The sequence below is a fragment of the Spirochaeta lutea genome, assembly GCF_000758165.1.
In the GTDB taxonomy this organism is placed as follows: domain Bacteria; phylum Spirochaetota; class Spirochaetia; order DSM-27196; family Salinispiraceae; genus Spirochaeta_D; species Spirochaeta_D lutea.
This window is the reverse complement of sequence record NZ_JNUP01000072.1, coordinates 199,193-211,990: the sequence shown is the minus strand read 5'-3', so window position 1 is coordinate 211,990 and position 12,798 is coordinate 199,193. Positions and strand designations below refer to the sequence as shown.

Below are 12,798 nucleotides of genomic sequence, written 5' to 3'. Positions count from 1 at the left end.
GCGTTTGTTGTCCATTCCCGGCCCCTCAGGTCTTCCCGTTATCTGACTGCAATGCATGTATAGTTACGAGACTCATTCAAACCGTAGTGTTGAAAGCGCCATGCGCCGGACTAACACTAGCAACCCATTTCTTTGAAATGATTTACTGGTTTCCATGTAATACGCATACAAATTGCAAATGACTCATAAAGTATACACCATCGTATTCGTTCGTGATAGATGCCTAAGAGTACCCCGGGGTTCTGGGGCTGTCAATGATTATTCCTTAGGAGGGGAGGGTTACCGGTGGGCAGATTTCAGCGGTTCCTGCAATCCGCGCATAGACCGGTGAACTGTACATAGGCCTGGGAAACGGTAAATCCGGCCGTTCCTTGGACCCGGGCTATCACCCCATCCAGTCCCTCGGCGGGCACATCGAAGATCCGGTTGCAGGATGTGCAGATCAGGTGGTAGTGGGGGGTATCCATAACATCGTAGCGGTCGGTATCGCTTCCGGGGATGTTCAGGCGTTCGATCCTGCCCTGTTCCTGGAGGATGTGTAGATTACGGTAGAGGTTGCCCAGGCTCAGAGAGGGAAATTCGGGCTTCAACTGGTCGTAGAGCCATTGGGCGGTGGGATGGGTATCAGTGGCTGCTATTACCTGGAACAGGCGCTCGCGTTGTGCACTTTTCCTGAATTTTGAAACAGTCATGGGGGTAGTATACACTGAAACCGGCTTATAACGGAAGTATTTCGAGCTTCACCAGGCCGTTGTATACGAATTGTACGCTCATTCCGGCCAAAAGGATTCCCATGATCCGTTCAATGACCTTAACCCCCGTGTCCCGGAGCACCTTTCGCACAAAACGGCTGCCGAGCATGAAAATCACCCCCAACCCTAAGACCACGGCAACCACTCCCAGAAGCACCAGGGAAAAGACGAGGTTGTGGGGATTGTCGCTCAGGTAGAGCAGAATAGCAGTTATCGCCCCGGGGCCGGAAAGCAGGGGCAGGGCCAGGGGAAAAATCGCCACATCCTGCCCCGGGGAATCCTCTTCCTGCTCGGAGGTTTTGGTCCGCTTAGGTTTCGCAAATAATAGGTCCGTTGCAACAAAAAACAGGAGGATTCCGCCGGCAACGTACAGACTGCCCGGCATGATTCCCAGGGCCCCGATGATGGTCTGACCGAGAAATATGAAGAGTCCCAGGACGATGAAGGCGATCAAGGGGGCACGCAGGGCGATTTTCCGGCGTTTTGCCAGGGGCATTTCTGCGGTCAAGGAGAGGTAGATCATGGATACTCCCAGGGGATCTATGAGGATGAAGAGGGCCAGAAAAATGGGAATGATCTGTTGTACCATGGTGTTTCCTTCGGGTGATTCAGGGTCTAGGTGAGTTTTACGAAGCGGCAGATGCCCATAGGAATCCACACGAGTTTATTGGCGTCATCGGGCAGAAGCAGTCGTCCTTTCTCGCTGTCCAGTCCGAGAACCGGGTAGTTCCGTTCATCCCGGAAGGCCAGGGTAGCCCGACGCTCCTCCGGAACCGTATCTAAAATGAGCCGTACGTAGAATGTACCCTTTTGCATCTTCTCTCCTTCGAAGGGAAATGATACAGTGAAACGCCTGGTATGAACACCTCCTTTCCTTATAATCCCCATTACGATGATCCCTACTTCTCCCCCGGAGCCGGCTTTGCCGAGGCTACCCACGTATTCATCCGCGGATCGGGACTTGACCTGAACATCCCCCGGGGAATCACCATCGGTGAGACGGGCTTCGGCACCGGCCTGAATCTCTGGGCCCTTCTGACCCACTTACCTGACTGTAGCCGGCAGTCCGGTGCCTTCCCGGGGAGGCCCCAGGGGCCGGCAGACGCGCTGGACCAACCGGCCGAGGCGCATAGTAGACCGGCGGGAGTCCAGAGCAGCCCGGCCGGATCGCGAGATCCGGCAGAAAATGAGAACCCCATGGCTGGATCGCAGAATCCGGCCGAGGCGCAGGGCCAACCGGCTGAGGCGCATAGTAGACCGGCGGATTTACAGAATCCGGCCGAGGAGCGGGATGTGGTCGACAGGCTCCGCGGCCAACCAAGGGAGCGAAAGAATCCGGCGGAAGAGTCGCCAGAGTTGTGGTACTGGTCCGTGGATGCGTATCCGCTGGAATGGGACCAACTGCAAGAATGGCTACAGCCCTACTGGGACAGCGGGGAGTTGTCGGCCCTGAACCCCGGTGATGTACGGTCTTGGTACCAGGCACTGGGGCTTGGACTGGGGCGGCTGGGGTGGCACCTGTCTTCCTGGGACTTTCGGGGCTGGCGGGTACGGCTGGCTCTCTGGCAGGGTGATGTGGAGGGAATGCTCTCGGCCCTAGGCCATTCCGGCGTGTCCTTCCATGGCTGGTTCCTGGACGGCCACAGCCCGGAGAAGAATCCCCAGATGTGGTCTTCGGAGGTGCTGCAGGATGTCGGCGCATTAACCTTGCCCGGGGGATTCGCGGTTACCTACAGTGCGGCCGGGGTGGTGAAGGCCGGACTGCGCCGGGCGGGGTTCCAGGTAGTCCGCCGGCCCGGTTTCGGAGTTAAGCGGCACATGGTGGTGGCGCGAAAACCGGCATCGGGTCCGGAGGGTGTTTTCGAGGGCTGAATAGCATGAACATACCAGGGGGCGGCCCTGGTTGCATTGCGCCGAGCGGCACCATGCCGGGCACCCGGGGTTGAACCCCATTGAGCCGGGCCGAGACACCGGAGTCAATCTTGACAAAACCAGTGGGGGAGACGTAGTATTCATTCATGAATCAGGTTCAGATAAGTCGGAGTATTAAGCAAACCCTTTTGTCTGATTCTCTATGCTTCAATGAAGCACTTTCATCCCTTCAATCCAGTTACGGTGATAATCCCGAGTTTTATTCCATTCTCATACGCCTACTGGCCCAGAAGGCCATTGAACCCCACCGTGCCCGGGAAATATACCGGGCAGCCCAGGATCTTCAGGAACGGTTATCTACGGGAATGCACGCTTCGGTGGATTTTAGATCCGCCCTCATGGAGTATTTGCTCTCCCAGGAGTCGCTCTACACCTTTCCGACGGTGGTGGAGTACCAAGAGTATGAACAGCAGCAGAACCACGCCCTGACAGACTTCCTGACCGGCCTGAGCAACCGCCGGTTTTTTGAGACCCAATGCACCCAGGAGCTGCACCGGGCCCGGCGACACGGCTACCGGATTGCTCTGGTCTTTGCGGATGTGGATGATTTTAAGAGCATTAACGATGAGTTCGGGCATAAGGCAGGGGATATGGCCCTGATCCGGATCGCCCGGTGCCTTCAGAAAAACGCCCGGATCGAGGATATAACGGCCCGGTTCGGGGGTGAAGAGTTTGTGGCGGTCCTGCCCCATACCGACGGTCAGGGTGCTATGGTGTTTGCTCAACGGCTGTGTCAGGCCGTAGCATCCATGAAACTGCCCTATTCCATAACCCTTTCTGCGGGGGTCGCTGTCTTTCCGGAGGACGGCATGAAGGTACGGGATCTCCTGGATACAGCCGACCGCCGTATGTACCAGGCAAAATCCCAGGGTAAAAACCAAGTGACAGGACCCGGAAGTCGTTCCTAACTCTTGATCTATTCACCCGGGAACCGGCCGCCCAGCGAGGGCTACAACCCGGCATCGGTACCGGATTGCCTCCTACCCAAGAAAGATGGAACAGCCCCCTTGAACATTATTCAGCTATTTTTTATTGTGTGCCCCACACGCTCATAAACGAGACCCCTACATAAAAGGCTTAAACATCATGCAGTACCTCATTGATCTATTCAGTCCCCAGGAGCTTTTGCATCTGGTTGGCGTTGCTAACAAGTTACGTATTCTTTCAACAGAAGATAAGCGATATGTAATCGCTCTCCGGATGTCGACTCCCTACACCCAGGACCTGGGGTACGAGATCGAACCGGCCAAAAAGCTTCGGTTCAACCGTGTTCTGAACCAGTTTTTTTCCCAGATGCCCCTGGGGGGGCGGTGTGATAAGGATATATGCGGTATCTGCGACCGCTTAGAAAACCTGCGTCAGGATTTCGCTGGACCCCAGGAATCTCTGGAGTTTTCTCTCTTTATGGACTGGGTTTCCCATAGTACCCAGGAATATAATCCTTCCATCGCAGCGACTCCCGGGGAGACATCTCAGAATGATGAGTCCCAGGAGGTTCGCGCGCCGCTGACTGCCCTGGAACGGCTTCAGCACCAAACCCGCTTAGATGAGGTCCATCGCAGTAAGCGGGTAGCCCGCCAGGTTGAGGCGTTCCGAAGTTACGAGATCGATCAGGATGATTTTGCCGATTCTAAGACCCTGGATACCTTGGAGCCAGGGGGTGTGCCGGAATCCGCCGAGACCTCCCGTGAGACCCCGGCCAGGGAAGCAGGAGTCGGGGAAGAAGCAGCCCCGGAAATAGCAGGTCCCGCCGAACTCCGGAAAAAGCCCCTGCGCCTCCGGGTAAAACGCCGATCCGGCAGTGTTCCATCTACCCCGGCCCGGGAAATCACCCCGGACAACAGCGCCGAACAGGCCGGACCCAAACCCCATGAGGGGAAGAGCCTGCAGTTTCCCCTCCACCGCCCAGATTCCTTGGAGCAGCTGGAAAAAACCCGGGAGCCCCTGTTTGTCCTGAATGCTGAACATCCCCTGGTCTCCACCCTGGAGTACATGGCCCGGATCGACCTGGATTCCCTGAATGCCCGGGGGCTGGAGGATTATTCCCGAGAGGCCAGGCAGTTGTTTCAGACCGTTTTGGATGTGTTTAATGAAATTCATACGGTAAAACAACCCCAGGCCTCGAACCAGTAGGGGCTTGTTGATATACTCCCTGCATGAATCAAAAAACGTTCAAGGTTTTACCCAATCCTGGGCTAATTCTTTCCGGGGCGGCCATCGGTGCGGCGAATGCGGTACCCGGGGTTAGCGGCGGCACCATCGCCGTAGTTACCGGAATCTATGACCGGCTCATTTCTGCCGTGAGCGGTTTCTTTTCCAACGAGTACGGGTGGAAACAGAATCTCTGGTACCTGGTGCAGGTCGGGGTCGGCCTGGGTCTGGGTATCATCGCTATTGCCCATCTGGTGGACTGGCTCTTCCTTCGGGCTCCTCAGCAAACCACCTTCGGATTTATGGGATTAATCGCCGGGAGTATTCCCTTCCTCCTCCATATTGCCCGTCCAAAGGAGTTCCGCTGGTACCATGGGGTGGTATTTCTTGTTTTTTTAGCGGGGATGATTCTCCTGAGTCTCCAGCCCGAACCCCTGGAATCCGGCGCCATGCGTGAGCTTACCCCGGAATCCGCCCTGGGTATCTTCGCGGCAGGGGTCATTGCTTCGGCTGCAATGGTCATTCCGGGTATCTCCGGCAGCTTTATTCTGTTGATTCTGGGATTGTACAGCACCTTCATCGGGGCGATTAAGGATTTCAATCTGCCCCTGTTGGGTATTCTGGTTCTGGGGGCTGCCCTGGGCATTATCGGTGTCAGCAAACTCATGGGGTTCCTGCTCCGGCGATTTCATAGTCTGACCTACGCTGCCATCATCGGGTTGGTGTTGGGGTCCCTGGTCGAGCTGTGGCCCGGAATCACCCTGGACCTTACCGGTGGCGTGTCTGTTCTCAGTTTCCTCGGCGGTGCTGGGGCGGCGTATCTGCTGGGTCGCCGGCCCAACGCCTAGACCCTTCAATAAACTCCCGTCCTTCCCCTGGAGTGATTAAAACGGTCGTGACCGCGAGGAACCTGCAGGCGTGCTGACAAAGCGCGCCTAAGATGCTACCCTTGGAACACACCATACAAGGAGCCATGCTATGTCGAAACCCCTGCTTGCCGGAATTGAGGCCGGAGGAACGAAGTTTGTCTGTGCGGTCGGATATTCCCCGGTGGATATCCTCAAGGAAATCCGATTTCCCACTACGACCCCGGAAGAGACCATGACCCGGGCCTATGATTTTTTTAAGGAATGCCAGGAAGAGTACGGGCCCATAGCATCCCTGGGAATCGGCTCATTCGGTCCGGTGGATTTGGATCGGCGATCCAAGACCTACGGGTATATTACATCCACCCCGAAGGTGCGCTGGGCTGGTACGGATATCGTCGGATTTTTTAAGAGTAGAATGGATGTGCCTATTGGGTTTGATACCGATACCGGCGCCGCAGCATTGGGAGAGGGACGGTACGGTGCCGGCCGGGGTTGCGATACCTTTCTCTACCTGACGATTGGAACCGGAGTCGGCGGCGGTGTGGTGGTAGATAATAAGGCGCTTCACGGGTTGGTTCATCCGGAGGTGGGACATATTCGGTTGGTACCCCGGGAGGATGATACCTTCCAAGGTACCTGTCCCTTTCACGGCACCTGCTTAGAGGGTATGGCTGCCGGCCCGGCAATTCAGGAGCGTTGGGGCAAACCGGGTATCGAATTACCCGAGGACCATCCGGCCTGGGATCTTGAGGCCTATTATTTGGCCCAGGGGCTGGCTGCTATGGTACTGACCCTGAGTCCTCAGCGCATTATCATGGGCGGCGGTGTCATGCATCAACCCCAGATATTTCCGGCTCTTCGGCGGTATTTGAAGGAGTTTCTCAACGGGTATGTTGACAGACCGGAGATTACCGAAGAACGGGAAGATTATATCGTATTTCCTGAGCGAGAGAACCAGGCGGGTATTACCGGTGCGCTTCTACTTGCCCAGGACCAGTTAGGAGCAGTACAGTAACCATATGGCAGATTCTCAGCAAAATCGGCGTAAACGAGGCCGTCGCAAGAAAAAAAACAAACAAGATCAATCCCAGTCTCTTGGCAAAGGGCAGGGGAGGGGGGGCTCTCGGGGACCCAAGGTCCGGGCCCTAACTCCCTACGACGATCCTTCCCGTACCTACATGCCGGATCCTCCCCCGATCCGGGAATACGATCCGGATCCCATAACAGGCGATCCGATTGAGAATATCTTGGCAGCCATTGCCCACCCCTCCACGGGAAAGCCGGCGAATATCGAGAGTGTAATCCGGACCCTGGAGGGCCAGGAGGAGCTTACCGAAGGGCAACGGATCACCTATATCGGGGCAGGGTGTTTTGGAGTGGTGGAAGAACGCCGGGAGCAGGGAAAACTGGTGGTGGAGATCATTAAAAAAATCCCCTACGAAGACACCCACGCTACCTACCCCTGGCGCAGGGAGCAGAGTCCCGGCATTTCCCGGGATTACCAGCCCAAGCCCGAACCCCTGGACAGCCTCTATACCCCCGAAGAAGAACGGGAATTCCCCAAGCTCGGTGCTGCCAGCAGTGCCCACTACATGCCTCACAGCAATTAAAAAGCAAGACAGCCGGTTCGATCAGGCATGAGGGGCAGGAGAATACCTCCTGCCCCGGAAAAATCGTGCTGCCCCCGGAATCGGAGGCAGGTGTTCCGATCCCCTTAGTTGGTTTGACCCTTCCGTTCCATTTTTGCCCAACTATCCTTCAGGGTGACGGTCCGGTTGAATACCAGGGTGCCGTCCTGAGGAAGGTGGTCGATTTCATCGGCGGTAAAATAGCCGTTGCGCAGGAACTGGTAGTGCTCCCCGGCTTTCGCATCCGTCATACAGGGTTCAGCCTTAGCAGTCACCTCCACCAGACTCTCCGGATTCAGGTAATCCAGGTAATCCTTGCCTTCCTCGAGGGTTCCCATGTCGGGTTTCACAAATAGGTTGTCGTACAACCGGACCCGGGCATCCACGGATTCCTGACAGCTTACCCAGTGCAGGGTGCCCTTGACCTTTCTGCCATCGGGGCTTGATCCGCCCCGGCTTTCGGGATCGTAGGTGCAGCGAAGCTCAGTGATAATTCCCCGGGCATCCTTAATTACCTCTTGGCAGGTAATGAAGTAGGCGTGTTTGAGGCGGACCTCCTTACCGGGTGATAGCCGGAAGTACTTCTTGGGGGGGGCTTCCATAAAATCTGCCCGCTCAATGAATAGCTCCCGGGAGAACGGAATGGTCCTCCAGCCGGCAGATTCATCCTCGGGATTGTTCTCCGCATCTATCTGCTCGGTTTTTCCCTCGGGGTAGTTGGTAATCACTACCTTTACCGGATCAAGGACTACCATCACCCGCCGGGCCGTACGGTTCAGCTCCTCCCTGACGTAGTATTCCAGGGCCGAGAGATCCACCATCCCTTCGGTTTTACTAACCCCCATCGCACCCACGAAGGCCCGTATGGCACCTGCAGGGTAGCCCCTCCGGCGGATACCCGAGATGGTTGGCATCCGGGGATCGTTCCAGCCCTCGACAATATTCTTCTGCACGAGTTCCAGGAGCTTACGCTTGCTCAGGACGGTGTAGGTAAGGTTCAGTCGGTTAAATTCTATCTGCCTGGGAGGGTTGGGCAGTTCCAGCTTCTCAAGATACCAGTTGTACAGGGGCCGGTGATTCTCGAACTCCAGGGTGCACATGGAGTGGGTTATTCCCTCTATTGCATCGCTTTGTCCGTGGGCCCAGTCGTACATGGGGTAGATGCACCATGCATCGCCGGTACGGTGGTGGTGGGCATGTTTAATCCGGTACATCACCGGATCCCGCATATTGAGGTTTGGATGGGCCATATCAATCTTTGCTCTGAGCACGCAGGAGCCGTCGGGAAATTTCCCGTCCCGCATGTCCTGAAAAAGCTCGAGGTTTTCCTCAACGGTGCGGGTTCGGTAGGGGCTTTCAATGCCGGCCTGGGTGGGTGTTCCCCGGTTCTTGCTGATCTCTTCGGGACTCTGGCTGTCAACGTAGGCAAGCCCCTTGGATATGAGCTGTTGTGCCCACTGGTACAGCTGTTCAAAATAGTCGCTGGCAAAAAACTCCCGGTCTTCCCAGTCAAAACCAAGCCAGTGGATATCTCGTTTTATGGAATCCACGAACTCTACATCTTCCTTGGTGGGGTTGGTGTCATCGAAGCGAAGATTGGTTTTGCCCTGCCATTCTTCGGCAATCCCGAAATCCAAGCAGATGGCCTTGGCATGCCCAATATGCAGGTAGCCGTTGGGTTCCGGAGGAAATCGGGTTGTAACCGGAGGGGGAAACCGTCCGGAATCCATGTCGTCCTTAACTGTTTGCCGTAAAAAGTCTAATCCTGGTCGTGTTTCATCACTCATGCCGGGCAGTATAGCAAAAAGGTATTTATATTGCATAGAAGGGAGCATATACTGGTGCCATGGATCTCCTTACCTGGCTTAGTGAGCTTTTTACAAAACAAGAAATCCAGCTGGACACCCTGGTGCTGCGGCTTGCCCTCTCTGCTATTTTTGGGGGTATGGTGGGATTAGAACGGGAGCGCAAAAATCAGGCCGCCGGTCTCCGTACCCATCTTCTGATCTGCCTCGGCGCTACCATTCTCATGATGCTCTCCATCTACATGGCCCAGGCCTTTCCCGGGGATGCGGCGGATCCCTCCAGAATCGCCGCCCAGGTGGTCTCGGGTATCGGATTTCTCGGAGCCGGGGCCATTGTCCGCATGGGACTGGATATCCGGGGTCTGACTACCGCAGCCAGTATCTGGGTGGTTGCGGCTATCGGTCTGGTGACCGGCGCGGGCATGTACGCTGCTGCCGTTATTGCGGTGGGCATCGTACTCTTTGCTCTGGGGATTCTGGAACGGATATCCACCAAGGTGTTTCCCAAGGCGGTAACCCGGCGTTTGAGTTTATCCGGGGAAGGCCTCCAGGAACGGGTTGAGACTATCCGGGGGATCATCGAGGATCAGCGGGTGGAGATTCACGGAATGAGCATTGATTACCAGGTTAAGAAGGAGGGGGTCACCATGCATCTGGATGTACTCATTCCGAAGGACATTCCGGTCAACCAGCTGGTGGTATCCCTTTCCGATATACCCGGGGTTAAACGGGTCAACCTTGAGTTCCACCCCGGTACCTAGAACCAAGAACCATAATGAAGGAGCAAATCATGACCACACAACCTGTAGGAACGAATGGACCGGTAGTCTCGCGGATCGGCTTTGGCTGTATGGGCCTGGGGGGTGATTGGACCGATGCTCCTCTATCGGCCCGGGCGGTGGATCAGGCCCGGGAGGTGGTGGAAGCGGCCTTACAAGCGGGGTTCACCCTGTTCGACCACGCCGACATCTATACCCGGGGCAAGGCTGAGGAAACCTTCGGAGAGTTGCTCAAACAGCAGCCCGGGTTACGCCAGTCCATGGTCATTCAGTCAAAATGCGGTATCCGGTTCGCCGATACCCCTGAACCCGGCGCACCGGGCCGGTACGACTTTTCCTATGACTACATTATTCAGGCGGTAAACGCCAGTCTTCGTCGTTTGGGTACGGACTACCTGGATATCCTCCTGCTCCATCGGCCTGATCCCCTCTGCGAGCCCGAGGAGGTGGCCCGGGCCATTGAGCAGCTCCATTCCCAGGGGAAGGTTCTGCACTTCGGTGTATCAAACCATAACTGGGCGCAAATTCAGCTCCTAGAATCTACCCTCACCCGCCCCCTGGTGGTGAATCAAATCGAGATGAGCCTGGCTCACTACGGATTTGTTGAAGCCGGGGTAAGCCTGAACCAGTTCAGTCCCCGGTATCCCCAGGGATTAGAGGGAACACTAGAGTACTGCCGACGCCGGGGGATTCAGCTTCAGGCCTGGAGCCCTCTGGCCCAGGGATATCTCACCGGCAGGCCCCTGGACGATCAGCACGCCCATCTGGCCCAGGTCGCGGAGCTGGTGGGCCGGTATGCCCAGCAGCACGGGGTGGCCGAGGAAGCTATTGCCCTGGCCTGGCTTCTTCGCCATCCTGGAGCCATCGTTCCGATTATCGGAACCACCAATATCGCCCGGATTAACGCCTGCGCCCAAGCAGACCAGGTACGACTCTCCCGGGAGGAATGGTACCATCTCTACACCGCCGCCCGGGGTGCGGTCATGCCCTAACCGGGAAACAAGCCCAACTCAAGAAGGCTGGCCGACCCGTTCGGGCCCAGGATAATATGATCCAAAAGGCCGATCCCGATGATCTCCCCGGCGCGTAACAGCCGCTCGGTAACCTCCAGATCCTCCCTGCTGGGTTCCAGGTTCCCCGAGGGGTGGTTATGGGCTACGATGACCGCCACCGCCCGGAGCTCCACTGCCGGTGCAAAGACCTCCCGGGGGTGGACAATAGTCCGGTTGATAAGCCCGATGCAGGTTACCCGAACCTGGATAATCTCGTGGGCGCCGTTGAGGTAGATCGATATGAAGTGTTCCTGGTTGCGGTGGGAATAGTGATTGATATGGGAAAGGACATCCTGGGGGGCTGATATCTTTTTACCCCGGGGGGTGTATACCCGGCGAAAGTACTCAGCCGCAGCGCTGAGCATGGCGGCCTTGGCAGCGCCGATCCCGGGGATGCGGGAGAAGATCTCCGGTTCGGGACCCCGGTGGCCCTGCAGACTGAGCAGGGGAAGAAGAAGCTTGCTGAGTTTCGAGACCGGGTGTCCCTTAATGCCGCTTCCGATCATCAGGCCGAGGAGTTCTTCATCGGAGAGTCCGGCAATTCCGGAGGAAACCGCCCGCTCCCGGATGTTGGGTTTTAAGGATCTGCCATGGAGGATAGGGAGTCCCGGCTCTCCGGCAGATCCATGATTCTGGTATAAGGGTGTTTTCATACACCTATTACCGCAAGAAAGAGCCGGGTTGCTTCAAATTCTATCGGATTTCCTACACCACCCGCTTATCGATGAACTTGGAGCTCATGAGGCGTGCCACGGCCATGTAGCTCGGCTTGAAGGGCAGGGACTGGCCGACCTGGTATTTTTTCTGGCCAGACGGGGTCTTGTTGCTACCCAGGCTGTACACCGTCATATCGCTGGTGCTCCCGAAGAGGCTGACCTCGGGATCCAGGGGTTCGAGATCCGCAGCATCAACATCGATTAATCCGAAGTCCACCAGGGCGCGGAAACTCTTATCGCTAGGGTCGTCTTCCTGGGCCTCAATGGCGTGGCCGATGTTTCCTTCTCCGATTACCCCGTCGGGCTGGGCGTCCTTTTCCTCAATTTCCAGGATCTGGGCATCGTATTCGAAGACTGATTCGCTTAGGGTGCTAAAGCGCTTCTGGTCCAGGGGACTTGTCCCCATGAATACTGCTTCCCCCACCCGGAAGTGGTTCACGGCCTTGGGAAGTTTGCCCTGTTCGATGACTGGCAGGGTGATGCTCGTGCCGCCGCTGACGAGGCTTACCTTGGTTTTAAAGGTGGCCTCGATGAGCTGTTTATAGAGGGACAGCTGGACGAGCTTATCCCGGGTGGGTTCCACCCCAAAAAGACAGCCGAGGTTGGTGCCGATCCCGATTATGTCGATGTGTTCCAGGGCAAAGACCCTGGTGTAAAAATCTATGAGGTTATCCCCCAGGATTCCCTCCCGGAGTTCCCCCATCTCGATCATAATAATGACCTTGTGGACCTTGTTCTGCTTGCCTGCAGCCCTATTCAGGGCCTCGATGGTTCGGAAGGAGCTGTTCAGGGATACGTCGGCATAGGTAACTACCTGGTCTGCAAAGCGGATAGCCGGGGGTTTGATGTACATGGTTTGAATTTCCGGATTCAGCTCCTTCACATGGCGCAGTCCCGTGAGCCGGCTGTCTCCCACGGACTGCAGGGCGCCGCTGAGAATGGGATCGGTAAGAATTTCTTTTAAAAGCCGCTTATTCCCCGAGAGCATCTTAACGATGAGGGTCCAGGTGATGCCGTGTTTTTCAAAATAGGTGTTGAGGGTCCGGATGTTTTTAAGGATTCGTTCTTTGTATATTACCAATTCGGCCATGGTGGCCTCCTTCCTGGGATGCCG

At 56.3% G+C, this 12,798-nt stretch carries 14 protein-coding genes; 8 read left to right on the top strand and 6 right to left on the bottom strand.

Annotated elements, in window-relative coordinates:
* Window positions 1-296: 296 nt before the first annotated feature.
* From DC28_RS14595 to DC28_RS14585, 3 genes are read right to left on the bottom strand one after another with little or no spacing between them, the layout of a single operon-like run.
* A complete protein-coding gene (locus tag DC28_RS14595) occupies window positions 297-692 on the bottom strand; it encodes a Fur family transcriptional regulator (RefSeq protein ID WP_037550300.1) in 396 nt (131 codons plus the stop codon).
* A gap of 25 nt (window positions 693-717) precedes the next feature.
* Window positions 718-1,341: a MarC family protein gene (locus DC28_RS14590; protein WP_037550298.1), complete on the bottom strand. Its 624-nt coding sequence runs from the start codon at window positions 1,339-1,341 to the stop codon at window positions 718-720.
* A 26-nt stretch (window positions 1,342-1,367) separates the two neighbouring features.
* Complete coding sequence (locus DC28_RS14585) at window positions 1,368-1,568, bottom strand: hypothetical protein (RefSeq protein ID WP_037550295.1); 201 nt, start codon at window positions 1,566-1,568, stop codon at window positions 1,368-1,370.
* 42 nt (window positions 1,569-1,610) lie between these two features.
* Here DC28_RS14585 and DC28_RS15960 point away from each other — a divergent pair, with 42 nt between their 5' ends.
* From DC28_RS15960 to DC28_RS14555, 6 genes are all read left to right on the top strand, one after another.
* Window positions 1,611-2,624, top strand: a complete 1,014-nt coding sequence (locus DC28_RS15960; RefSeq protein ID WP_052078955.1) for an MnmC family methyltransferase — start codon at window positions 1,611-1,613, stop codon at window positions 2,622-2,624.
* 146 nt (window positions 2,625-2,770) lie between these two features.
* Window positions 2,771-3,592, top strand: a complete 822-nt coding sequence (locus tag DC28_RS14575; protein ID WP_037550294.1) for a GGDEF domain-containing protein — start codon at window positions 2,771-2,773, stop codon at window positions 3,590-3,592.
* Window positions 3,593-3,770: 178 nt separating this feature from the next.
* Entirely contained in the window at window positions 3,771-4,817 is a 1,047-nt protein-coding gene (locus DC28_RS15955; RefSeq protein ID WP_052078954.1) for a hypothetical protein, read from the top strand.
* A 23-nt stretch (window positions 4,818-4,840) separates the two neighbouring features.
* On the top strand, window positions 4,841-5,683 hold the full coding sequence (locus DC28_RS14565) for a DUF368 domain-containing protein (RefSeq protein WP_052078953.1): 843 nt from the start codon (window positions 4,841-4,843) through the stop codon (window positions 5,681-5,683).
* A gap of 130 nt (window positions 5,684-5,813) precedes the next feature.
* Window positions 5,814-6,719, top strand: a complete 906-nt coding sequence (locus DC28_RS14560) for an ROK family protein (RefSeq protein WP_037550291.1) — start codon at window positions 5,814-5,816, stop codon at window positions 6,717-6,719.
* A 4-nt stretch (window positions 6,720-6,723) separates the two neighbouring features.
* Entirely contained in the window at window positions 6,724-7,314 is a 591-nt protein-coding gene (locus DC28_RS14555) for a hypothetical protein (protein ID WP_037550288.1), read from the top strand.
* Between the two features lie 104 nt (window positions 7,315-7,418).
* On the opposite strand, the gene DC28_RS14550 is transcribed toward DC28_RS14555, so the two are convergent.
* Entirely contained in the window at window positions 7,419-9,119 is a 1,701-nt protein-coding gene (locus DC28_RS14550; protein WP_037550557.1) for a glutamine--tRNA ligase/YqeY domain fusion protein, read from the bottom strand.
* A 59-nt stretch (window positions 9,120-9,178) separates the two neighbouring features.
* On the opposite strand from DC28_RS14550, the gene DC28_RS14545 reads away from it, so the two are divergent.
* Together DC28_RS14545 and DC28_RS14540 are read left to right on the top strand one after the other, a co-directional pair.
* Window positions 9,179-9,898, top strand: a complete 720-nt coding sequence (locus tag DC28_RS14545; RefSeq protein ID WP_052078952.1) for an MgtC/SapB family protein — start codon at window positions 9,179-9,181, stop codon at window positions 9,896-9,898.
* A gap of 29 nt (window positions 9,899-9,927) precedes the next feature.
* Window positions 9,928-10,908: an aldo/keto reductase gene (locus DC28_RS14540; protein WP_037550285.1), complete on the top strand. Its 981-nt coding sequence runs from the start codon at window positions 9,928-9,930 to the stop codon at window positions 10,906-10,908.
* On the opposite strand, the gene radC is transcribed toward DC28_RS14540, so the two are convergent.
* Window positions 10,905-11,621: a RadC family protein gene (gene radC / locus DC28_RS14535; protein WP_081942246.1), complete on the bottom strand. Its 717-nt coding sequence runs from the start codon at window positions 11,619-11,621 to the stop codon at window positions 10,905-10,907. The genes DC28_RS14540 and radC overlap by 4 nt on opposite strands.
* Window positions 11,622-11,673: 52 nt before the next feature.
* Window positions 11,674-12,774 (bottom strand): alanine racemase, encoded by a 1,101-nt coding sequence (locus DC28_RS14530; RefSeq protein ID WP_037550282.1) that lies wholly within the window; start codon window positions 12,772-12,774, stop codon window positions 11,674-11,676.
* Between the last annotated feature and the right edge of the window lie 24 nt (window positions 12,775-12,798).